The organism is Micromonospora sp. U21 (assembly GCF_018070045.1).
Lineage (GTDB): Bacteria > Actinomycetota > Actinomycetes > Mycobacteriales > Micromonosporaceae > Micromonospora.
In genome coordinates this window covers 60602-82806 of sequence record NZ_JAGPYK010000013.1, presented here as the reverse complement: position 1 = coordinate 82806, position 22205 = coordinate 60602, and the positions used below count along the sequence as shown (strand labels likewise).

General features: G+C 73.4%; 23 protein-coding genes. 15 read left to right on the top strand and 8 right to left on the bottom strand.

The genetic code is table 11. The features are described 5' to 3' along the window. The first annotated feature begins 21 nt into the window (after positions 1 to 21). Positions 22 to 828 (top strand): sugar phosphate isomerase/epimerase, encoded by an 807-nt coding sequence (locus KBX63_RS18650; protein WP_121653585.1) that lies wholly within the window; start codon positions 22 to 24, stop codon positions 826 to 828. 30 nt (positions 829 to 858) lie between these two features. Here KBX63_RS18650 and KBX63_RS18645 read toward each other — a convergent pair whose 3' ends face one another. The 3 genes from KBX63_RS18645 to KBX63_RS18635 are packed head-to-tail and all read right to left on the bottom strand — an operon-like array spanning position 859 to position 2906. Next, complete coding sequence (locus KBX63_RS18645) at positions 859 to 1446, bottom strand: CGNR zinc finger domain-containing protein (RefSeq protein ID WP_210912505.1); 588 nt, start codon at positions 1444 to 1446, stop codon at positions 859 to 861. Between the two features lie 19 nt (positions 1447 to 1465). Further along, on the bottom strand, positions 1466 to 2632 hold the full coding sequence (locus KBX63_RS18640; protein ID WP_210912504.1) for a glutathionylspermidine synthase family protein: 1167 nt from the start codon (positions 2630 to 2632) through the stop codon (positions 1466 to 1468). A 1-nt stretch (position 2633) separates the two neighbouring features. Then, positions 2634 to 2906: a hypothetical protein gene (locus tag KBX63_RS18635; RefSeq protein WP_307871757.1), complete on the bottom strand. Its 273-nt coding sequence runs from the start codon at positions 2904 to 2906 to the stop codon at positions 2634 to 2636. Between the two features lie 85 nt (positions 2907 to 2991). Here KBX63_RS18635 and KBX63_RS18630 point away from each other — a divergent pair, with 85 nt between their 5' ends. The 11 genes from KBX63_RS18630 (at position 2992) to KBX63_RS18580 (ending at position 13599) form a co-directional block, all read left to right on the top strand. Next, positions 2992 to 3912: a proline dehydrogenase family protein gene (locus KBX63_RS18630; RefSeq protein WP_210912503.1), complete on the top strand. Its 921-nt coding sequence runs from the start codon at positions 2992 to 2994 to the stop codon at positions 3910 to 3912. A gap of 105 nt (positions 3913 to 4017) precedes the next feature. Beyond that, positions 4018 to 4818 (top strand): alpha/beta fold hydrolase, encoded by an 801-nt coding sequence (locus KBX63_RS18625; RefSeq protein ID WP_210912502.1) that lies wholly within the window; start codon positions 4018 to 4020, stop codon positions 4816 to 4818. Beyond that, the gene (locus KBX63_RS36440) at positions 4811 to 5410 is read left to right on the top strand and encodes a TetR/AcrR family transcriptional regulator (protein WP_210912501.1); all 600 of its coding nucleotides are present in this window, start codon (positions 4811 to 4813) and stop codon (positions 5408 to 5410) included. Before KBX63_RS18625 ends, KBX63_RS36440 begins: the two co-directional genes overlap by 8 nt. Before the next feature lie 214 nt (positions 5411 to 5624). Beyond that, positions 5625 to 6914, top strand: a complete 1290-nt coding sequence (locus KBX63_RS18615; protein ID WP_210912500.1) for a hypothetical protein — start codon at positions 5625 to 5627, stop codon at positions 6912 to 6914. An 89-nt stretch (positions 6915 to 7003) separates the two neighbouring features. Continuing rightward, positions 7004 to 8395, top strand: coding sequence for an efflux RND transporter periplasmic adaptor subunit (locus KBX63_RS18610; RefSeq protein ID WP_307871756.1), 1392 nt, complete (start codon positions 7004 to 7006; stop codon positions 8393 to 8395). Then, positions 8392 to 9321: an ABC transporter ATP-binding protein gene (locus tag KBX63_RS18605; RefSeq protein WP_307871755.1), complete on the top strand. Its 930-nt coding sequence runs from the start codon at positions 8392 to 8394 to the stop codon at positions 9319 to 9321. The genes KBX63_RS18610 and KBX63_RS18605 overlap by 4 nt, the downstream gene beginning before the upstream one ends. Then, a complete protein-coding gene (locus KBX63_RS18600; RefSeq protein WP_210912499.1) occupies positions 9318 to 10502 on the top strand; it encodes an ABC transporter permease in 1185 nt (394 codons plus the stop codon). Before KBX63_RS18605 ends, KBX63_RS18600 begins: the two co-directional genes overlap by 4 nt. A gap of 223 nt (positions 10503 to 10725) precedes the next feature. Continuing rightward, positions 10726 to 10935 (top strand): helix-turn-helix domain-containing protein, encoded by a 210-nt coding sequence (locus KBX63_RS18595; RefSeq protein WP_007465625.1) that lies wholly within the window; start codon positions 10726 to 10728, stop codon positions 10933 to 10935. A gap of 249 nt (positions 10936 to 11184) precedes the next feature. Then, a complete protein-coding gene (locus tag KBX63_RS18590; RefSeq protein WP_007465623.1) occupies positions 11185 to 11286 on the top strand; it encodes a 30S ribosomal protein bS22 in 102 nt (33 codons plus the stop codon). A 121-nt stretch (positions 11287 to 11407) separates the two neighbouring features. Further along, a complete protein-coding gene (locus tag KBX63_RS18585) occupies positions 11408 to 12481 on the top strand; it encodes an NAD-dependent epimerase/dehydratase family protein (RefSeq protein ID WP_210912498.1) in 1074 nt (357 codons plus the stop codon). A 179-nt stretch (positions 12482 to 12660) separates the two neighbouring features. Next, the gene (locus KBX63_RS18580; RefSeq protein ID WP_374102245.1) at positions 12661 to 13599 is read left to right on the top strand and encodes a lysophospholipid acyltransferase family protein; all 939 of its coding nucleotides are present in this window, start codon (positions 12661 to 12663) and stop codon (positions 13597 to 13599) included. Positions 13600 to 13611: 12 nt separating this feature from the next. Here the strand turns inward: KBX63_RS18580 and KBX63_RS18575 are convergent, their stop codons facing one another. The 3 genes from KBX63_RS18575 to KBX63_RS18565 all read right to left on the bottom strand — a co-directional run bounded on the left by KBX63_RS18575 (position 13612) and on the right by KBX63_RS18565 (position 16750). Next, the gene (locus tag KBX63_RS18575) at positions 13612 to 14481 is read right to left on the bottom strand and encodes an HAD family phosphatase (protein WP_210912496.1); all 870 of its coding nucleotides are present in this window, start codon (positions 14479 to 14481) and stop codon (positions 13612 to 13614) included. Between the two features lie 151 nt (positions 14482 to 14632). Next, the gene (locus tag KBX63_RS18570; protein WP_210912495.1) at positions 14633 to 15511 is read right to left on the bottom strand and encodes a DUF5667 domain-containing protein; all 879 of its coding nucleotides are present in this window, start codon (positions 15509 to 15511) and stop codon (positions 14633 to 14635) included. Between the two features lie 288 nt (positions 15512 to 15799). After that, positions 15800 to 16750, bottom strand: coding sequence for an ECF subfamily RNA polymerase sigma factor, BldN family (locus KBX63_RS18565; RefSeq protein WP_210912494.1), 951 nt, complete (start codon positions 16748 to 16750; stop codon positions 15800 to 15802). 586 nt (positions 16751 to 17336) lie between these two features. Here KBX63_RS18565 and KBX63_RS18560 point away from each other — a divergent pair. Genes KBX63_RS18560 through KBX63_RS18550 form a run of 3 tightly spaced genes read left to right on the top strand, consistent with a single transcriptional unit; the run spans position 17337 to position 19898 of the window. Beyond that, positions 17337 to 18971: an AMP-binding protein gene (locus tag KBX63_RS18560; RefSeq protein WP_210912493.1), complete on the top strand. Its 1635-nt coding sequence runs from the start codon at positions 17337 to 17339 to the stop codon at positions 18969 to 18971. After that, the gene (locus KBX63_RS18555; RefSeq protein WP_210912492.1) at positions 18961 to 19215 is read left to right on the top strand and encodes a glutaredoxin family protein; all 255 of its coding nucleotides are present in this window, start codon (positions 18961 to 18963) and stop codon (positions 19213 to 19215) included. Before KBX63_RS18560 ends, KBX63_RS18555 begins: the two co-directional genes overlap by 11 nt. Before the next feature lie 20 nt (positions 19216 to 19235). Continuing rightward, positions 19236 to 19898 carry an HAD family hydrolase gene (locus tag KBX63_RS18550; protein ID WP_210912491.1) on the top strand — a complete coding sequence of 221 codons (663 nt, stop codon included), beginning with the start codon at positions 19236 to 19238 and terminating at the stop codon, positions 19896 to 19898. Here the strand turns inward: KBX63_RS18550 and KBX63_RS18545 are convergent. Together KBX63_RS18545 and KBX63_RS18540 are read right to left on the bottom strand one after the other, a co-directional pair. Further along, entirely contained in the window at positions 19879 to 20532 is a 654-nt protein-coding gene (locus tag KBX63_RS18545) for a response regulator transcription factor (RefSeq protein WP_074314799.1), read from the bottom strand. The genes KBX63_RS18550 and KBX63_RS18545 overlap by 20 nt on opposite strands. 58 nt (positions 20533 to 20590) lie before the next feature. After that, positions 20591 to 21889: a sensor histidine kinase gene (locus tag KBX63_RS18540; protein WP_210912490.1), complete on the bottom strand. Its 1299-nt coding sequence runs from the start codon at positions 21887 to 21889 to the stop codon at positions 20591 to 20593. Positions 21890 to 22205 lie beyond the last annotated feature (316 nt).

Below are 22205 nucleotides of genomic sequence, written 5' to 3'. Positions count from 1 at the left end.
CGCCGGGCTACCCTGGCTGATGTGACTTCCCGCGTTCCGGTGCTCCTGTCCAGCTCGTCGGTCTTCCCCGAGCCGACCGCGGCGGCGTTCCAGCTGGCCGCGGCGCTCGGCTACGACGGCGTCGAGGTGATGGTCTGGACCGACGTGGTCAGCCAGGACGCGGGCGCGCTGCGCGGCCTCTCCACGCACTACGACGTGCCGGTGCTCTCGGTGCACGCGCCCTGCCTGCTGGTCACCCAGCGGGTGTGGAGCCCGGACCCGTGGGAGCGGCTGCGCAAGGCCGCCGAGCTGGCCGAGACGCTGGAGGCCCCGACCGTCGTGGTGCACCCACCGTTCACCTGGCAGCGCGACTACGCGCGCCGGTTCACCGAGGGGCTCGCCGCCGTGGCGGACCGGTTCACCGGGCTGCGGTTCGCGGTGGAGAACATGTACCCGGTGCGGATGGCGGGCCGGCGGTTCGTCCCGTACGTGCCCGGCTGGGATCCCACCGACACCGGCTACCCGTCGTACACCCTGGATCTCTCGCACTGCGCGGCCTCGCACAGCGACCCGCTGGAGATGGCCGACCGGATGGGCGCCGGGCTGGCCCACGTGCACCTCGGCGACGGCACCGGCGAGGGCCGCGACGAGCACCTGGTGCCCGGGCGCGGCACCCAACCCTGCGGGGAGCTGCTCTCCTCGCTGGCCGGTCGGGGCTTCACCGGTGCGGTGGCGGTGGAGGTGGCGACCCGGGGCGCGAAGAGCCGCGCGGTGCGCGAGGCGGACCTGCGCGCCGCGTTGGAGTTCGCCCGCCAGCACCTGACCGCGCCGTCCCCGGTCGACGCCTGACCCCGTCGGGGGGCGTCGACCGGTACGACGTCAGCTGACCGGGGTGAGCGAGTCGGCGCCCGCCGTCGGCTGCGCGGCGACCGTCACCTGCTCGCCGACCGCGGCCCGCTTGCGGGCCCGGTGCGCCGCCACGTGGGAGCGGGTGGCACAGCGCTCGGAGCAGAACCGCCGGCAGCAGTTGGACGACGTGTCCAGGTAGACGTTGCCGCACCGCTCGTCAGCGCAGACGCCGAACCGGGCGCTGCCGTACTCGCAGAGCCAGACCGACAGCCCCCAGACCGCGCCGGCCAGGTATTCGGCGCTGACCGACGCGCCCCGGCTGGTCACGTGCATGTGCCAGTCGCTGGAGTCGTGCCCGGAGATGCGCGGCTGGACCGGGAACGCCTCGAGCAGCGCGTTCAGCTCCGTGACCGCCTGGCCGTCCCGCCCCGAGGTGCCGTACTCGAAGACGTCGCGCAACCGCTTCTGTGCCCGCCGGAAAATCACGACATCCCGTTCCGCGACCTCGTCGCGCATCCAGGCGTTCTCGTCGGGGAAGATGGCCCGCAGGTCGTCGAGGTCGTCCAGGCGGGCGTTGACCAGGTCAACGCCGGTCCGGGCGTACGCGTCGAAGTTCACGCCCCCAACGGTAGACGACTCACGGGGTGCGCGGCGCGTCGATGTAGTGCGGCAGAAACCGCGCGTAGCCGTCGGTGATCAGACTCGCGCTCTCCCGTACCCCCACCCCCGCCGATTCGCCGTCGACGATCCAGCTGCCCAGCACCATCCGATGGCCATCGAACTGCGGCAACGCCCGGAACTCCTGATAGCACCAGCCCTCGTCGCCGTAGATTCCCGGGTTGGTGATCTCCTGCTCGGCGGTGACGATGCGTACCGAGCCGCCCTCCCGGCCCAGCAGCGGCTTGGCCACGTACTCCGGCATGTCACGCGGCGAGTCGAGGTACGCCGGCAGCAGGTACTCGTGGCCGGGGTACAGCTCCCACAGGACCGCGAGCAGCGCCTTGTTGGACAGCAGCAGCTTCCAGGCCGGCTCGATCCAGGTCGTGGGGGTGCCCGGGGCCAGCGCGGGCGGCCCGTACGGCTCGGCCAGCATCCACTCCCACGGATAGAGCTTGAAGCAGGTGGTCACCGGGCGGTCGGCGGCGTCGACGAAGCGCCGACCGTCCCAGCCGATCTCCTGGATCGGCAGCAGTTCGACGGCCAGGCCGGCCTGCCGGGCGGTCTCGGCCAGGTAGCCGGCGGTCATGTGGTCCTCGCCGGACTCCTCCTCGTTCGACCAGAGCACGTGCACCCGGGGGTCGTGCAGCCCGGCCCCGATCTTCGCCCAGGCGCCGACCAGACGCTCGTGCAGGCTGTTCCACTGATCCAGCTCCGGCCGGGTCTGCTCCAGCCAGTACCACTGGATGATGCTCGCCTCGACCAGTGCGGTCGGCGTGTCCGCGTTGTACTCCAGCAGCTTCGGCGGCCAGACACCGTCGTAGGCGAGGTCGAAGCGCCCGTAGAGGGTGGGTGGCGCCTCGCGCAGCGAGCGGGCCACCGCCTCGGCCGCCCAGGCCGGGATGCCGAACTCGGCGTACCGGCGGTGCGCCACCACGTGCTCGGCGGCGGCCACCGACATCCGGTGCAGCTCCTCGGTGGCCTCCTCCAGCCGCAGCACCTCGTCCAGGTCGAAGGCGTACGCGGCGGTCTCGTCCCAGTACGACATGATGCCGCCGTCGGGCAGCTCGGTGTCGACGTAGACCAGCCCCTGAGCGCGGATGGTGGCGTCCCAGTCGGGTCGCGGCGCGACCTGCTCGCGGCGCACCTCAGCCGCCGCAGGCAGCGAGGTGGGTGCCGAACCCACCACGCTCGGGCAGGGCCGCGGCCGTCGGCTCCGGGGCGGCGCGGCCGGCGGCCGGGTCGGCGACCCGCATCGCGAGCGCGACCGTGTCGCCGCCGCCGACCGGCCCGAGGGCGCAGTCGTCGTCATCATCGTCGTCCGAGGTCATGTTGCAGCCGGAAAGGGCGAGCGCGAGAGCGGTGAGCGCGCCGAGCTGCACGGAGGCCGACCGGAGCCGGCGGCGGGGGCGTTGGTCCACGGCATCGTTGTAGCCGATCGACGCCACCGCTGCAGCCCCGGCTGCCCCTCGGCGGGGGCCCTGGCAGGGGCGTTACGCTCGGCTCATGCTCCGTTCCGTCATCCTCGCCGCCTCCCGGTCATCCCAGGTCGAGCGGCTCGTCGCGACCGCCCCGTTCACCCGGGACGTCGTCCGCCGGTTCGTCGCCGGCGCCGCCACCGACGACGCGTTGCGCGCGACCCGCGGACTCGTCGACGACGGTCTGGCGGTCACCCTCGACCATCTCGGTGAGGACACCGTCACTCCCGAGCATGCCACCGCCACCCGGGACGAATACCTGAAGCTGCTGAAGATGCTCGGCGGCGCCGGGCTGACCCCGGCCGCCGAGGTGAGCGTGAAGCTCTCCGCTCTCGGCCAGCTGTTCGACGAGCAGCTGGCGTACGACAACGCGCGGGCGATCTGCGCGGCCGCCGACGCGGCGGGCACCACGGTCACCCTGGACATGGAGGACCACACCACCACCGACTCGACGCTGGAGGTGCTGGAGAAACTGCGCAAGGACTTCCCGTCGACGGGCGCGGTGCTCCAGGCGTACCTGCGCCGGACCGAGTCGGACTGCCGGGAGCTGTCCTCGGCGGGGTCGCGGGTACGGCTGTGCAAGGGCGCCTACAAGGAGCCGGAGTCGGTGGCGTACCAGTCGGCCCGGGAGGTGGACAAGTCATACGTCCGCTGCATGAACATCCTGATGTCCGGCGACGGCTACCCGATGCTGGCCACCCACGACCCCCGCATGATCGCCATCGGCGAGGACCGGGCCCGCTGGTTCGACCGGGGGCCGGAGCGCTTCGAGTTCCAGATGCTCTACGGCATCCGTCCGGAGGAGCAGAAGCGGCTGGTCGACGATGGCTACACCGTGCGCACCTACGTCCCCTACGGCGACGAGTGGTACGGCTACCTGATGCGCCGGCTCGCCGAGCGCCCGGCCAACCTGGTCTTCTTCTGCCGCTCCCTGATCTCCAAGAAGTAACCCCGGACGGACCGGCCGACGGGCCGGCGGTGACCCCTGTGGTCCCGCCGGCCCGTTCGCGTATCCGGGTTGACGATCGCGGCTAATGGGATTAGCTTTATGGCTATGAGAACTAGCCGGGTGCGGCGGGACGGCGGACACATCGCGTACGAGGTGCACGGGGAAGGTCCGCTGGTCGTCTTCTCACACGGCATGGGCGAGAACAGGGCGAGCTTCCGGCACCTGGTGCCACTGCTGGTCGCCGCCGGTCACCGGGTCGCCTCGGTCGACGTCCGGGGGCACGGGGAGTCCAGCGTCGGCTGGCCGACGTACGCCCCGGCGGAGGTCGGCGCCGACCTGCTGGCTGTGGTCCGCGACCTCGACGCCGGGCCGGCCGTGCTGGTCGGCAGCTCATCGAGCGCGGCGGCGGTGGTCTTCGCCGCGACCGCCGCGCCCGACCTGGTCGTCGGCATCGTGCAGATCGGCGCGTTCGTCGGTCAGCCGAAGCTCAACCCGGTGATGCGGGTGGCGCTGGCGTTGGTGCTGCGCAGGCCCCGACTGTTCGGGATGTTCCACAAGGCGCTCTTCCCGGTGCACCGGCCCGCCGACGACGCGGCATACCGCCGGTCGATGGTGGCGAACCTGCGCGAGCCCGGGCGGATGGCCGCGGTGCGCGGCGTGGTGGTCCCGGTCGAGCCGCACTGGACCGCCCGCGCCCCGCAGGTCCGGCAACCGGTGCTGGTGCTGATGGGTGCGAAGGACCCGGACTTCCCCGACCCGGGTGCCGAGGCGCGGGCGGCCCGCCGGCTGTTCCGCACCGCCGAGGCCCGGATGATCGAGGAGTCCGGCCACTACCCGCACGCCGACCGGCCGCAGCGCACCGCCGACGAGATGCTCGGGTTCCTGGCGGTGTGCGCCGGTGCCTAGGGTCGGCCTCAACCAGCAGACCGTGGTGCGGGAGGCGGCCCGGCTGGCCGACGAGGTCGGCTACCAGCAGCTCACCCTCGCCGCGCTCGCCGGCCGGCTCGGCGTCGCGCTGCCCAGCCTCTACAAGCACGTCCGGGGGGCGGACGCGCTGGCCCGGAAGCTCTCCGCTCTGGCCACCGCCGAGTTGGCCACCGAGTTGACCACCGCCGCCGCCGGCCGGGCCGGCGGCGACGCGCTCCGGGCGATGGCCGACGCCTACCGCGACTACGCCCGCCGGCACCCCGGCCGCTACCCGGCCACGCAGCAGGTGCCCGACCCGGCCGACCCGGAGCACGTCGTGGCGGGCGAGCGGGCGGTCGGTGCCATCTACGCGGTGCTGCGCGGGTACGGGCTCACCGGCGACGACGCGGTGGACGCCACCCGGGCGCTGCGCAGTGCCCTGCACGGGTTCGTCTCCCTGGAGGCCGCGGGCGGCTTCGGCCTGTCCCGGGAGGTGGATCGCTCGTACCACCGACTGGTCGCCGGGATGGATCTCGCCTTCCAGTCCTGGCCGCGCGCTCGGGGCACCGCCGACCAGGCGGACCAGCCGTGATCCGGGCGTTCGGGCTGCTCCTGCTCTGCCTGCTGAAGTTGGCCGTCCTGGCCATCGGTGCCCGCTGGGGCTGGTCCCTGGACGCACCCACCGCCGGCCGCCCGGCCTGAGTGGCGTCCCTGGCCGGGCCCGGCGTCCCTGGCCGTGGTCCGCGGGGTGGGCCGGGGCCGTGCCGGCCTCGCCCGATCGGCCGACAGGTCGTACCCTTCGCCGGGTGACCGACGGGGTGCATCAGCCATCACTGCGGCGGCTCTGGCCACTGTGGACCGGGCTCGTGGTGTTCGTCCTCCTGCTGGGCTGCGGCGTGCCGGCGCTGCTCGTGGTGGGAGTGGTGCGGGAGGCCGGCGGCCGGGCCACCGTCGGACGCATCGGCGCCTCGGCGACCGAGGATCCGGCCACCGCGGTCGCCCGAGGGCTGACCGACCGGATGACCGCCCAACTCCAGCGGCAGTCCACGGCGCTGCTCGGCGGGGACCGGGCCGGCTTCCTCGCCGTCGCCGAGCCCGCCGCGCAGACCGACCTGCGCCGCCGCTTCGCCGCGCTGCGCGCGCTCAAGGTCACGGTCTGGCGGGCTGAGCCGAGCGGCCTGCCGGTGCCGGTCGTCGGCAAACCGGGCGAGTGGCGGTTCCTGGTGCGCTTCCAGTACTGCTTCGTGGCCCCGGACTGCCGCCCCAGCCCGGTGCTGATCGGCACCCGCTGGCGGGAGAACGGCGCCCAGCCCCTGCTGGTCGCCCTGGAGGAGTCCAAGTCGGCGGAGACCGGCACCCGGCCCTGGGAGATTAGCGAGCTGGCCGTGGCGATCGGCCCGCGGACCATCGTGGCGACCACTCCGGCGCTGCGCGGCAAGTTGCCCGGCCTGCTCGCGCAGGCCGAGGCGGCGGCCAGGGTCGCCGACGGGTACGTGGTGGCCGGGTCGCCACCGGACCGGTACCGGATCTTCTATGCCGGGCGCAGCGAGTGGCAGCGCTGGTACGGCGGCGACCGGCCACAGTGGACCGGCGGCTACGCGGTGACGGTGGGCGGTGGCCACCACGAGGTGGTGCTCAACGCCGACGGGCTGCCCAGCGGCGGCGCCGACGACCTGCTCCGGCACGAGCTGACCCACGCAGCGTCGCTGCCGGAGCGCGGCTATCCGGGCAAGACGACCTGGTGGCTGGTGGAGGGGCTGGCCGAGTACGCGGGCGCCGGTGGCCAGCCGGTCGACCGGTACGAGGGGCTCGCCCAGGTACGGAAGCTGGTCCGGAGCAGTTGGGACGGCCGGCTGGAGGGCATCACCCCCGCCGACGACGCCCCCGCCGATCGGGTCGGCGGCAGCTACGGCGTCGGCTACCTCGCCGTCCGGCATCTCGTCGACCGGTACGGGCCGCAGCGGCTGCTCGCCTTCTTCAAGGCCGTGGTGCACGAGCGCAAGGCGTTCCCGGTCGCCGCCGAGCAGGCGTTCGGCGAGCAGTGGTCGACGTTGCACGACGAGTGCGTGGCGTACGTCCGCGCCGCCGCCGCCTGACGGCCACGCCGCCACGGCACCGCCGGTGGCCGCTGCGCACGCGTCGAGCGGGTCGTGGGGGTCGTGACGGTGAGCCGTACGATCGATGGGTGCGCCGCACCCAGTCGCCGCGGCCTACCCACGTCACGCGGCCCCGCCTGCTCACCGCCCTGACCGCCGTCGCCGTCCTCACCGCCACCACCGCCGCCTCGTGCGGCGACGACCAGCCGTCCGTCACGCTCGCCTCGGCCGCGCGCAACCCGGTCACCGAGGTGATCGACGCGCCGGCGACGGTGACCGCCCGCGCCGCCGCCACCCTGACCGCCCCCGCCGACGGCACCCTGGCCAGCCTGCGCGTCGAGCCTGGACAGCGGGTGAAGCGAGGCCAGGTGCTCGCCGTGGTCGCCTCCCCGTCGGCGCAGGCCCGGCTGCGCCAGGCCCGGGAAGCGCTGGACGCCGCCAGGCGCGCCGGCCGGGGTGTCTCCACCGGCGATCTGACCGGCAGCCGGCGCGGCACCGACAAGGCTGCCGACGACGCGTTCGACGCCGCCCGGAAGGCCGCCGACAAGATCGCCGACCCACGGCTGCGGGACGCGCTGCTCACCCAGGTGACCTCCGCCCAGCGGCAGTACGCCGCCGCCGCGCGCACCGCCGACCAGGCCGTCCGCGCGGTGCAGCGGGGGATCAGCGGGCTGAACTCGGCCGTCGGCGCGCTCTCCGCGGCCCAACGGCTGCAGGCCCAGCAGGCGTACGACCTGGCGAAGGCGACCGTCGACGCGCTGACCCTGCGCGCCCCGATCGCCGGGGTGGTGCAGCCGGGCGGCACCCGGGCCGGCGGCAGTCCGACCGGTGGCCTCGCCGGGCTGCTCGAGCAGGCTGGTGGTGCCCAGTCGGCCGGGATCGACCCGTCGGTGCTGGCGCCCGATCAGGGTGGGCCGCCCGCAGGGGTGGACGACGCGGTCGCGGTGGGCGGCCAGGTCGGCGCCGGCACGCCGGTGCTCACCGTGGTGGACACCGGGCAGCTGGGCCTGCTGGCTGAGGTGGACGAGACCGACGTGCTGCTGGTCAGGGCCGGCGTGACCGCGACGGTCGAGCTGGACGCCGTCACCGGTGCCAGCTACGACGCCACGGTCCGCTCGGTCGACGTGCTCCCCACCAACTCCGCCCAGGGCGGTGTCACCTACCGGGTACGACTGACGCTGGGCGCCGGAAAGCTGGCCGAGGACGAGCCGGCCCCGATGCCGCGCCCCGGCATGAACGCGATCGTCCACCTGCGGGTGCGCGAGGCCGCCGACGCGGTGACCGTCCCCGCCTCGGCGGTCTTCTCGGCCGACGGCCGGGACGCCGTCTGGGTCGTCCGCGACGGCAGGGCGGACCGGGCACCGGTGACCGTCGGCGTCCAAGGATCGGACCTGGTGCAGATCCTCAACGGTGTGCAGGCCGGCGACCGGGTCGTGGTACGCGGCGCCGACCAGGTCCGCGACGGCCAGGAGGTGCGGTGACCGGCTCCCCGCCGGCGATCGAGGCGGTGGACGTGTCCCGGACGTACCAGCTGGACGGGGTGTCGGTCGAGGCGCTGCGCGGCGTGTCGCTGGTCGTGCAGCCGGGTGACCACGTGGCGCTGGTCGGGCCGTCCGGGTCGGGCAAGTCCACTCTCATGCACCTCCTCGGCGGGCTCGACCGGCCCACCGGTGGCCGGCTGGTGATCGGCGGTCGGGACGTCAACGCCCTGTCTCCGCCGGAGATGGCCACCCTGCGCAACGAGACGATCGGCTTCGTCTTCCAGGCGTTCCACCTGCTGCCGCGTACCTCGGCGGTGGAGAACGTGGCGTTGCCGCTGGTCTACCGGGGCGTGCCAGCCCGGCAGCGCCGGGAGCGGGCCGCGGCGATGCTCGGCCGGGTCGGCCTCGGGCACCGGCTGGACCACCGGCCCAACCAGATGTCGGGCGGCGAGCAGCAGCGGGTGGCCATCGCCCGCGCGCTGGTCACCGAGCCGACGGTGCTGCTCGCCGATGAACCCACCGGCAACCTGGACAGCGTCACGGGCGCGGCGGTGCTGGAGCTGCTGGAGCGGCTGAACGCCGAGTCCGGGGTGGCGCTGGTGATGGTCACCCACGACCAGGAGGTCGCGGCTCGGGCCCGCCGCCGGATCACCATGCGCGACGGTGTGGTGGTGGCGGACAGCGCGACCGACGACGATGCCACCCACCTGCATGATCGACCGCTGTCCGTTGATCATGGTCGACCTGCGACACTGGTCCCCGCTCCCAGCGCGGAGCCCCGGTCCGTGTCCGGAAGCGGCCCGGGGCACCCGTCCGGTGGCTCTGGTGGCGCCGCCGGAGCCACCGGGCGCCTTCCGCACCCACCGGTCAACGACCGTGGGACCGGTGACGCCGGCGTGGTGACCGGCGACGGGAGCGGGTCGTGAGGGTCGCCGAGGCATGGCGGGTGGCGCTGGACGCGTTACGGGCCAACCGGTTGCGCAGTGCGCTGACCATGCTCGGGGTGATCATCGGGGTGGCCTCGGTGGTGCTGCTGGTGGCCATCGGCACCGGCACCAAACAGAAGGTGGAGCAGCAGGTCGAGGGGCTCGGCTCCAACCTGCTGCTGGTCGTCCCCGGCAGGATCGAGGTGGGCACCGCGCCGGTGGTCTCGCCTCTGACGCTCAAGGACGTGGACGCGGTCACCCGGGTGGTGGGAGATCCCGATCGGGTGGCGGTCACCATCGCCTCCGGGGCGACCGCGCGGGCCGGTGCCCGCTCCGACTTCACCACCGTGCAGGGCGTACTGGAGACCACCCCGGCGGTGTTCACCCGGTCGCTGGTCCGCGGCCGCTATCTCACCGGCACCGACGTCGACACCAGCCGGCGGGTGGCCGTGCTCGGCGACTCGGTGGCCCGCGCTCTCTTTCCCGACCGGGACCCGCTCGGGCAGCAGGTGACGCTGGCCGGTGTGCGGTTCCGGGTGATCGGCGTCTTCGCGCCGCTCGGGCAGAGCCTCGGCGTCGACCGGGACGACGAGGTGCACGTGCCGGTGACCGCCGCGCAGCGGCTCTGGGGCACCCAGCGGGTGGACGGCATCGCGGTGAAGGCGCCCGACCGGGAGCGCATCGACGAGCTGGGCGAGCGGATCGTCGCCGAGCTCAACCGCCGGCATCCGGACACCGAGTTCAGCGCGGTCACCCAGCAGCAGATCCTCGGCGTGCTCGGCGACATCCTCGGTGTGCTCACCGGCGTGCTGGCGGCCATCGCCGGCATCTCGCTGCTCGTCGGCGGGGTCGGCGTCTCCAACATCATGCTGGTCAGCGTCCGGGAGCGGACGCGGGAGATCGGGCTGCGCAAGGCCGTCGGTGCCCGCCCCCGTGACATCGGTGTGCAGTTCCTGTTGGAGGCGGTGCTGCTCACCACGATCGGCGGGTTGACCGGGATGGCGCTCGGCGTGGGTACGGCACTGCTGGTGGACGCGCTGTCACCGATCCCGGCGGCGATCACCTGGTGGTCGTTGGCGCTCGCATTCGGCGTGTCGGCGGCGGTGGGCATCGTCTTCGGGGTGGTTCCCGCGCAGCGCGCCGGCCGGCTCGACCCGGTGGTCGCGCTGCGCGCGGAGTGAGCCACGACCGCGCCGGACCGCCGCAACCGGACGTCGGGCGCAGGCGGGGAGATACCGGGAGCGCGGATCGGGTGAACCGGCGACCGGGACATGATCAGTTGTACGAAGGGATCGCGCCGGTCACAGCCGCCCCGCTACCGTACTGGTAACACGCGCGTCGCCGGCCCGGCCCGGAGCATCCGTCGGGTTGGCACGCGCCGGGCATGGGATGGGTCGGTGAGCCATGGCCGGGTCGCAGTCCGACGGACGGCTGTCGGAGGTCAAGTTCCTCACCGTTGCCGAGGTGGCGACGGTGATGCGGGTGTCGAAGATGACGGTCTATCGCCTGGTGCACAGCGGTGAGCTCACCGCGGTCCGGGTCGGTCGGTCGTTCCGGGTGCCTGAGCACGCGGTGCACGAATATCTCCGGGGTGCGTTTCAGGAGACCGCCTGAGCCACCGCCGCGCTCACCGAGCGCGACGTAGCGAAAGCTCGCGGGCCCCGCGGCCACGCCCGGAAAGCGGCATCGACGGGGGCGCGTTGGTCCTGCTGACGCTCTCCGGCTACCCTGGAGCCCGACCGAGACCCCACCGGTGCGCCCCGCCGCCCAGACTGGTCCGGTCCGTTGTCCGCAAGCGGTCGCCGTCGCCACCTGCGTGGTGTCATCCGGTCCGCCCCGCACGTTGTATCGAAAGGCTGTCGTATGGGCTCGGTGGTCAAGAAGCGCCGCAAGCGCATGGCTAAGAAGAAGCACCGCAAGCTGCTGCGCAAGACCCGCGTCCAGCGTCGCCGTCTCGGCAAGTGATCGCCGCCGGGCTCACGGCCCGGCATCCGGCGTCACTTGCCACCTGTCGACCTCCGGAGGCTCAGGTGATCAGGCCGTGGTCGTCCCGGCTCGATCACTCCTGCCGGGGTAGGTGTGTCAGATGACCCCCGGTAGCACCTCAGGTGCTCCGGGGGTCGTCGTCGTCACCGGGGTCGGTCGTTACCTCGGCGCCCACGTGGCGGCCCGGCTGGCCGCCGACCCGCGCATCGAGCGGGTCATCGGGGTGGACGCGCCGGACCCCGGCGCCGAGTTCACCGACCTGCTGGACCGCGTCGAACGGATCCGCGTCGACGCCGGCTCGCTCGGCGGGCTCCTCGCCGACCTGGACGTCGACGCGGTGGTGCACCTCGCGCTGGTCAGCGCCCCCGACCCGCAGCACGGTGGCCGGTCGGCCATGAAGGACCAGAACGTCATCGGCACCATGCAGCTGCTCGCCGCCTGCCAACGGGCTCCCAGGCTGCGCAAGCTGGTGGTCCGCTCGTCGACCGCCGCGTACGGCGTGTCGTTCCGGGATCCGGCGGTGTTCACCGAGGAGACCGAGCCACGCGAGGTGCCGCGCGGCGGTTTCGGCCGGGACATCCTCGACGTCGAGGGGTACGTCCGCGGTTTCCGGCGTCGTCGATCCGACGTCACCGCGACGGTGCTGCGCTTCGCGCCGTTCATCGGCTCGACCGCCGACACGACGTTGACCCGCTACTTCGCGCAGCCGCTGGTGCCCACCGTCTTCGGCCGCGATCCCCGCTTGCAGTTCCTGCACTTCGACGACGCGCTGGAGGTGCTGCACCGGTCGATCGTGGAGGACCACCCCGGCACCTACAACGTCGCCGGGCCGGGGGTGCTCTCGCTGTCACAGGCGATCCGGCGCGCCGGTCGTGTGGCCGTCCCGGTGCTGGAGCCGGGCCTCTCCGGCGCCGCCGCGCTGGCCCGCAGCATGGGCTTCGGCCGCTACGGCCTGGACCAGGTCGACCTCTTCGTGCACGGCCGGGTGGTCGACACCACCCGACTGGAGCGGGAGTACGGCTTCACGCCCCGCTCCACCGCCGCGGCCTTCGACGACTTCATCCGCGCCCACCACGGAGGGGTGGTGGTCACCCGGGACCACCTGGCCACCGCTGAGCAACTCGTCCTGGACGGCATCCGGCAGGTCCGCTCCGCGATGCGGGAGCGGTCGTGACCGGGCCGGGGGAGGGGCGTGACCCAGCGGGCGGCGGGCGGTTCGACGTACCGCAGGGGCCGACCGGACCGGCGGCGGAGCCGGCGCGGCACAACGGACACCGGCCGACGGCCCGGGTCGCGCCGACCCCGGCGCCGGCCGACGAGGTCGACACCGCGGCCACCGACGAGCCGGCCGAGATGGGCGACCCGGTCACCGACGAGCGGGCCGGCGCGGGCGCTCCGGTCACCGACGGCGAGCGTGGTGGCACCGAGCCGGCCGTTCCGGATCGGCCGGGTGACCACTGGGACCGGAAGGTCGCGAACGGCCTCGCGTTCCTGCGTCGGCGGCTCTCCGGCGACTACGAGGTCGACGAGTTCGGCTTCGACCCGGAGCTGACCGACGCGGTCTTCCACCCGCTGCTGCGGCTGCTCTACCGGGACTGGTTCCGCACCGAGGTCAGCGGGGTGGAGCACGTGCCCGTCGACGGGCCCGCCCTGGTGGTCGGCAACCACTCGGGCACGGTGGCGCTGGACGCGTTGATCCTCTCGGCGGCACTGCACGACAAGCATCCCGCTCATCGCTACCTGCGCCTGCTCGGCGCGGACCTGGTCTTCCGAATGCCGGTGGTGTCGGAGATCGCCCGCAAGACCGGTGGCACGGTGGCCTGCAACCCGGACGCCGAGAGGCTGCTCGGCGGCGGCGATCTGGTCGGTGTCTTCCCCGAGGGTTTCAAGGGCATCGGCAAGCTCTACGCCGACCGGTACAAGCTGCAACGGTTCGGCCGGGGCGGCTTCGTCTCGGCGGCGCTGCGCACCGGCACCCCGATCGTGCCGGTCGCCATCGTCGGCGGCGAGGAGATCTATCCGATGCTCGCCGACATCAAGCCCCTCGCGCGGCTCCTCAAGCTGCCGTACTTCCCGGTCACACCGACCTTCCCGTGGCTCGGGCCGCTGGGCATGGTGCCGCTGCCCAGCAAGTGGCTGATCCAGTTCTGCCCACCGATCCCGACCGCGCACCTGACCGACTCGGCGGACGACCCGCTGGTGGTCTTCAACCTCGCTGACCAGGTGCGGGAGACCATCCAGCAGACCCTGCACACGCTCTTGGAGCGTCGGCCGGACCCGTTCGGCCCCTGAGCCTGCCGCCGGTCAGCCGCTGCGGCGGCGGCGCTGCAACGCCAGGCCGGCGGTGACCGCGCCGGCGACCAGCCCGGCCGCCGCGGTCGACGGTACGGCGATCTTGACGGCTCGGCGGCCGGTGCGGAAGTCCCGCACCTCCCAGCCGCGCTGCCGGGCCTGCCGCAACAGGGTGCCGTCCGGATTGACCGCTACCGCCCGCCCCACGGCGGAGAGCAGCGGCAGGTCGTTGGCCGAGTCGCTGTAGGCCGCGCAGCGGGCCAGGTCCAGCCGCTCCACGGCCGCGAGCTGGGTGACCGCCTCGGCCTTCGCCGGCCCGTGCATCAGGTCGCCCACCAGCCGCCCGGTGTACGCCCCGTCCACCACCTCGGCCACCGTGCCGATGGCGCCGGTCAGGCCGAGCCGGGCGGCGATCACCCGACCGATCTCCACCGGGGCGGCGCTGACCAGCCAGACCCGCTGGCCGGCCTCCAGGTGGCGCTGGGCGAGCTGGTGCGTGCCGGACCAGATCCGGGGAGCCATCAGCTCGTCGAAGATCTCCTCGGTGAGGCGTTCCACGTCATCCACCCGCCAGCCCTCGACGAAGGCCAGCGCGGCCTCCTTGGCCTGGGACATGTCACCCGCGTGCTCCCGGGCGAGCAACCGGAACCGGAGCTGCTGCCAGGCGAAGCGGGCCAGGTCGGCGGTGGTGAAGTAGTTCCGGGCGGCGAGGCCGCGGGCGAACCAGTAGATCGATGCGCCCTGCATCATCGTGTTGTCCACGTCGAAGAAGGCCGCTGCGGTCGGGTCTGGCGCGGTCGCCGGCGCCAGTTCGGTCTCCGTCCAGCCGGCGGTGTGACCATGGGCGTCGGTGCTGACCGTCACCTTGCGGCTGCGCGTCACGCGTCTCCCTTCCTCGCCGGGTGCGACGGATGCCTCCAGCGAGGGTAGCCGGCGAGCATGGTCGCCCGGCCGGGCAGACAGCGAACTGTGGCGCAACCGGCCGGACCTGCGGTATGGGAGTGGGCCGGGGCGGCTGGCCGCCCCGGGCGGGTCAGCGGGTGCCGGGGCAGGCGGACGGGGCGGGGCCGAGGGCGTCGCTGGCCGTCGGCGCCGGTAGGCCGCAGGCGATCGCCGCGCGCAGCGCGTCCGAGCGTTCCCGGATGTTGTCCAGCAGCACCAGCGAACGCCGGGTCCGCTCCCGGTCGGCCCGGGTGGTCCCGTCGAGCAGGTTGCCCACCGCTCGGCGCTGACCGGCGACGAAGGTGTTGACGGTGTCCAGGCTGCCCGGCTCGGCCCGCTGCACGGCGGCGGCGGTGAGCAGGCGGACACCCTGGCGGGTGTCGGCGTCCATGTCGTCGAGGACGGCGCTGTAGCCGATCCGGTCACCGCGCAGCTCGGCGGCCTCGCCGAGCCGGGTCCGGGCGAAGTCCAGGAAGAGCTGACCACGGCTGATGTCCGAGCTGGCCAGGGCGAGCTGGGCCCGCTCGGTCGAGCGCTTCATGCCGTACAGCGCGTCGCCGGGGACCGCGTTCTCGCTGGCGGCGGAGATGCCGGAGACGGCGATGGCGCCGGCCGCGATGCCGATCAGGATCGCGCCCCGGGCACGGGCCCGGCGGGCGGTGACCGCCGGGAGCAGCGAACCGCGGGTGGTGGCGGCCGGACGCACGGTGGCCGGTTCGCCGGCCGGCGGGGTGGTGCCCAGACCGTCCCGCACGGCGGTGGCGAGCAGCATCGCCCGCAGGCCGGTGCGGAAGTCGGGGTCGACCTCGACCGCCGGTGGATCGACGCTGAGCCGCTGGCCCACTGCGACGAGCGGCGCGAGCTGGCCATCCACCCGGGACCGGACGTGGTGCCGCCGGCCACCGTTGGCCTCGTCGAGAAGCTGCGCGAAGCGCTCGGCACGCCGGCGGGAGAAGAGGATGTTGTCCACCGCAGGCACCTCCTCTCGCTGGTCACGGCCGGTCGGCCGCCGTCGTTGCCAGCGACCGGGCGGCAGTGTGACACCACGGAGGTGAGGCCCCGTCCGGCATGCCGGTCGGACCTCGGTGACCCGGGCCTGCCGGGGCAACCACCGGTCGCACCCGGAGAAACGCCGTGGACCGGGCACGGGTTACGGGCCCGGCGGGCCGGAAATCACAGAAAGTGATCGTCGTCACCGAGCGGGACCGACTGAGCTGCCCGGACGTCGATCGACGCCCATCGGTCCCGCTGGAAGAAACTACGGCTGGAAGCCGTCGGGCAGGAGCCGGGCCAGCGCGCGGACCGCCCGGTACTGGAGGGCCTTGATGGCGCCCTCGTTCTTGCCCATCGCCCGGGCCGTCTCGGCGACCGAGAAGCCCTGGAGGAAGCGGAGCACGATGCACTCCTGCTGCTCCGGGTTGAGCTGCTTCACGGCGGTGAGCAGGGCGACGTTGGTGATGTGCTCGACCACCGCCGCCTCCGGGCTGCCCTCCGGACCCCGGTCCTCCCGGTCGGCGTCGAGCACGTCGCCGGTGGTGACCTCCAGCCGGTACCGACCGGACTTGAAGTGGTCCGCGACCAGGTTGCGGGCGATGGTCACCAGCCAGGCGCCGAGGTCGCGGCCCTGCCAGGTGAAGCTGCTGATCCGCTTGAGCGCGCGGAGGAAGGTGTCCGAGGTCAGATCCTCGGCGAGCTGCCGGTTGCCGACCCGGAAGTATACGAACCGGAACACGGTGTCCACGTACCGGTCGTAGATCAGGCCGAACGCCTCGGACTCGCCGGCCTGGGCCCGCTCGATCAGCGTCCAGACCTCGGTGGCCGGGTCGGACGGGTCCGGTCGGCTCGGAAAGCCGGTCGGGGTGGTGGTGGCCGGCACCGCCGGGATCACCGCCGTCTCGCCCGCGGACGGGTCGGTGGTCGCCGCCGGTGTGTCGCTGACCCGTCGGCCCTGGGCCGGCATGGTCGGTCGGGCCGGTACGGCGACCCGGCCGCCGGCCGGCTTCGCGTTACCGCCGGGCACCGCCGGTCGTGGTGGCGGCTCGTTGTGGTGTGGCCGGTTGCGAATCCGTTTCGCCGTGCCGTCGCCCCGCAGGGCGGTGCCGTGCGGTTCGTCCAGCGGAGCGCGGGCCGCCGGACGCTCGTTGACCTGGGCGCGAGTTGTCTGACCGGTCAGGCCGGCCGGGCGTTCCGCGTAACCGAAGGTGGTCACCGCGTCGCCCCCGTCCCGTCGGTCGCCGGGCGGGCCGGTCTGCGGGTCGTCGGTGCGGACCGACCGGGCTTCCGGTCGGGCAGAAGGGTTCCGGGGTGTGCCGACGGGCGGCAGTTCCCCTTGAGGTGCTGGTCCAATGCGCTCACAGGCACGGGGGCCTCCTCGGGCTGAGGGGTGTCGACTCACGGCAAATGGGGTGAGCCGACCCGAGTGATGATAGGGCCAACGTCACCCGCGCGTGGCAAGTCCGTTACACAGGGCGGAAGTATTTCCCGCTCCATCACGCCGTCGGCGGACCGGTTGTCCGTCGTGTGCGATTGACTTTGGAGCGGCGCGATGATCCAGGATGGATTCCCTGGTTGAGGGCGCATTGCCCGTTCGGATGCCCCGTCCCGTCGGGTGGTCGGTGGAGCCCGGCCAAATCGTCGGACGGTGGCGTCACCCGTCCCATCGACAGGATCTGATCGGATCGCCGGTGGCACAGTGGCCGGTCCCGCCCACGGGACTTTCGCGATACCGCGCTCCGGCCGTTGCCCCGGCCGTCGGGCGTGGCCTGGCGACGCCCGCTGTGCCAGACTCGATCACCGTGCAGGACGCATCGGCAAACCCCGCGCCGAACCTCGCCGACCGGGTCCACCGGGCGGCTCTCGACCACGGCGACCGGGCCGCGCTGCACTGGCGCGACCGGACGCTCAGCTGGTCCGAACTGGACGCCGCGGTGGACTCCACCGCGTACGCGCTGACCGCCACCGCGCCGCCCAGCGACCCGGGCGGTACGCCACCACGTGTCGCGATCGCGCTGCCCAACACCGTTGACTTCGTGGTCAGCTGGCTCGGTGCCCTGCGCGCCGGGCTGGTCGCGGTGCCGGTCAACCCCGGCTTCACCGCCCCGGAGCTGCGGCACGTGCTGGCCGACTCCGGCGCGTCAGTGTTGATCGGCACCGAGCGGGTCCGGGGCCTGGTCGCCGAGGTGGCCGGCGAACTGCCCGCGCTCACCGCCGTGCACGGCGCGCCGCCAGGGTCGGCCGCCGACGCACCGGAACCGCCGACCCGCCCGCACCGGGGCGGCGCCGACCTGGCCGTACTGCTCTACACGTCCGGGACCGAGGGTCGGCCCAAGGGCGCCATGCTCTCGCACCACGCGCTGCTGGCGAACCACGAGCAGGTTGGCCGGATCGAGCCGCCGGTGGTCGGCCCGGGGGACACCGTGCTCCTGGCCCTGCCGCTGTTCCACGCGTACGGGCTCAACTCGGGGCTCGGCGCGGTCGTCCACCATGGCGCGACCGGCGTGCTGCTTGACGAGTTGGGGCCCACGGCGGGGCTCGACGAGATCGCCCGGCACCGGGTCAGCGTGCTGGTCGGCGTACCGTCGATGTTCCTGGCCTGGTCCGGCGCGGCGGAGGCCCGCGCGGCGACCGCCTCCGTCCGGGTGGCGGTCTGTGGCGCGGCACCGCTGGAGCCGTCGGTCGCGGCGCGCTTCACCGAGGTCACCGGGCATCCGGTGCACATCGGGTACGGCCTCACCGAGACCGCGCCGGTGCTCACCTCCACCCTGGTCGGCGGGGTGGTCAAGACCGGCTCGATCGGTCGGCCGCTGCCCGGTGTGCGGCTGCGCCTGGTCGGCGCGGACGGCGCCGACCTCTGGCGCGACGGCCTGGCCGTCCCCGACGACGACCCGGATGAGCTGGACATCTCCGACGCGGCGCCGGGCACCGACCCGGGGCAGATCGTCGTGGGCGGCCCCAACCTCTTCACCGGCTACTGGCCGGACGGCCGGGACGGCCCGGACACCGACGGCTGGTGGGGGACCGGCGACGTGGCCTACGCCGACGAGGACGGCGACCTCTTCCTGGTCGACCGGCTCGGCGAGCTGATCCTGGTCAACGGGTTCAACGTCTATCCGCACGAGGTCGAGCTGGTGCTCGCCGGGCATCCCGGGGTGGCCGAGTCGGCGGTACTGGGTGTGCCGCATCCCCGGACCGGCGAGACTGTCCGGGCGTACGTTGTGCCGGCGCCGGGGCGGCAGGTGACCGGCGAGGAGCTGCTCGCCCACTGCGCGCGGAACCTGGCCCGGTTCAAGTGCCCGTCCGCCGTCGAGTTCGTCGACGCCCTGCCGCACTCGGCGATCGGCAAGGTACGCAAGACCCAGCTCCGGTCGGCGACGCCGGCCGACCCGCCGGCGAACGCCGACACGCGCACGGAGGTAACCGATGTCCACTGACGCCCGGCTCGCCCTGATCACCCGCCCCGGCTGCCACCTGTGCGACGACGCAAAGGCGGCGCTCGAACGGGTGGTGGCGGTCACCGGGGACAAGTGGGTCGAGTGGGACGTCACCGGCGACGAGGAACTGGAGCGGGAGTACGGGGACCGGCTGCCGGTGGTGATGCTCGACGGTAAGGAGCACGGTTACTGGCGGGTGGAGGAGGAACGGCTGCTGCGGGACCTGACCACGCCGCAGCTCTGAGCGGTGCCTATGGTGCTCTGATGACCCCTGCACGCCCCCACCTGGTGTGGGACTGGAACGGCACCCTGCTCAACGACCTAAGCCTCGTGGTTGCGGCCACCAACGCGGCGTTCGCCAGCGTGGGCGGGCCGGTGGTCACCTCCGACGAGCACCGGGTGCGGTTCCGTCGGCCGATCGCCGAGTACTACGCCGAGGTGCTCGGCCAGGCCGTGGACGACGATGAGTTCGGCCGGCTGGACCGGATCTTCCACGACGCGTACCGCAGCGGGTTGACCACCTGCGAGCTGGCCGCCGACGCGCGGACCGCGATGGCCGCCTGGCCGGGCAGCCAGAGCCTGCTCTCCATGTGGTTCCACGAGGAGCTGGTGCCCACCGTGCACACCTACGGGCTGACCGGCCACTTCACCCGGGTGGACGGGCTGCGTGCCACCGTCGGCGGTGGCCGCAAGGCCGAGTCGCTCGAGCGGCACCTGGCCGAGCTGGGCGTGGACGGCACCTCGGTGGTGCTGATCGGCGACTCCATCGACGACGCCGACGCGGCGCTCACGGTGGGTGGTCGTGCGGTGCTCTACACCGGCGGTTTCACCGACCCGGCCCGGCTGCGCGCCTCCGGTCACCCGGTGGCCGACACCCTCACCGACGCCGTGACCCTGGCCCGGGAGGTCAGTTCCGCAGGTAGGTGAGAACGGCCAGCACCCGCCGGTGCTGCTCGGTGTCCGGCGGCAGGGTGAGCTTGGTGAAGATGTTGCGCACGTGCTTCTCCACCGCGCCGTCGCTGACCACCAGGGCGCGGGCGATGGCGGTGTTCGAGCGTCCCTCGGCCATCAGGGCGAGCACCTCGCGCTCGCGCGGGGTCAGCTCGCGCAGCGGGTCGTCCCGGCGGCGCCGGGCGAAGAGCTGGCCGACCACCTCCGGGTCGAGCACGGTGCCACCGGCGGCCACCCGGCGCAGGGCGTCCAGGAACTCGTCGATCGCGGCCACCCGGTCCTTGAGCAGGTAGCCGATCCCGCCGCCCGCGCCACCGGTGGTGGCCAGCAGGTCGTCGGCGTACGAGACCTCGACGTACTGGGACAACACCAGGATGGGGGTACGCGGCACCAGCCGGCGGGCCTCCACCGCCGCCCGCAGCCCCTCGTCGGTGTGCGACGGGGGCATCCGGACGTCGACGATCGACACGTCCGGCCGGTGCTCCACCACCGCCTCGACCAGCGCGTCGCCATCCCCGACGGCGGCCACCACCTGGTGCCCGCTCTCGGTGAGCAGCCGCACCAGCCCTTCCCGGAGCAGGACGGCGTCGTCGGCGATCACGATGCGCATGGCTGTGTTGTCTACCACGTCCGGCCGGCCGGGAGGGCTCGTCGCGGCATTCGCCGGCTCACAGCGGAAGCTCCGCGCGGATCTCGGTGGGCCCGCCGACCGGGCTGACGACGGCCAGTTCGCCGCCGGCGGCCCGCACCCGGTCGGCGATGCCGACCAGCCCGTGCCCCTTGGCCAGGTGCGCGCCACCCTGCCCGTCGTCACCCACCCGCACCAGGAGACGGCTGCCCTGCCGGGCCAGGGCGACGCTGGCTTCGGTGGCCCGGCTGTGCTTGGCGACGTTGGTCAACGCCTCGGCCACCATGAAGTACGCGGTGTTCTCCACCGCCGGGTCGAGTCGCCCGCCCGGCGTGCCGAGCTGCGGGTCCACCTGGAGCTCGATCGGGATCAGCCCCCGGCCGGCGAGCGCGGCCAGGGCGCTGGGCAGGCCCCGGTCGACCAGGACGGGTGGGGCGATGCCCCGGGACAGCGCCCGCAGCTCGGCCAACGTGTCCCGGGTCTGGGTGACCGCCTCGTCGATGGTCCGGCCGGCCGCCTCCGGGTCGGAGGCGAGCTGCTGCCGGGCCCGACTGAGGTCCATCGCCAGCCGGACCAGGCGCTGCTGGGGGCCGTCGTGAATGTCGCGTTCCAGCCGGCGCAGCGCGGACGCCTCGGCGGAGACGGCGGCGCGCTTCTGCTCCTCCAGCACGGTGATCCGGTCCCGCATCTCGGCCACCCCGGTCAGCATGGCCCGGGCGAAGCTGGCCTGGAGCAGCGCGCAGCCCCGGACCACGATCGGCAGGGTGATCAGGAAGAACACTCCGATCGCGGTGGTCAGCCCGATCCGCGCGGTGGTCGAGTCGCCCAGGCCGAGCAACTGGGCGAGGTCGCTGTCGCCCTCGCCGCGCGGCAGCGTCCAGTCGTACGCCCAGTAGAGCGAGCCGGTGACCGCGGCGGCCCACCAGACCAGCGCCACCACGAACGTGATCACCGACACGATCAGACGCAGCACGCCGTGTGCCACGTCGAGCCAGGACTGGGCGTCCCGCATCGGCACGAAGATCCGCCGCCAGGCGTTCGCTCCCACTTCCGGCAGCCGGTAGTGCGGCCGGATCCGGGGTTGATGGAGCACCGCGGGCAGCCGCAGCCGCTCGATGTCGGCCAGCCCGCGGGCGGCGTACAGGGTGCCGCTGATGATCGGCAGGCCGATCACGGTGACCACCAGCCCGACGCCGACCGCGAGGCCCACGACGAGGACGATGAAGCTGGTCAGGGCCAGGGGTAGCCCGAGCAGCACATACCCGGAGTCGACGAAGAGCTGGCGGGGGATGCTCGGTGCCAGCGTCGGCTGGTCGCTGGTGGCGGCAACGGCGGTCATGCCCAAAGGCTAGGCAGCCCCGGTCCGCCAGCCCATCCCGAAGCCCTGCCTCTCCCCCGTAGTGCTGTCCCTACCCGTCCCGGCACGTCTGTGCGGCATGGGCGCGGGATTGGTCAGAGAAGTCGGGATTGAGCAATAATTGGCCGGGCGGTGCGGGCGTACGCCGCTGGATCGATCTTGCGGAATGGAGGTGCTGGTGGGGTCGCGCCGCGCAGCGACAAGATCGCGATTTGTGCACGTCTTCACAAGCGCCTACTCTCTAGTTCCGACGCGCCCTGCTAGCACAGCCGGCAATCTCGGTCGCCAGCGGGAGTCC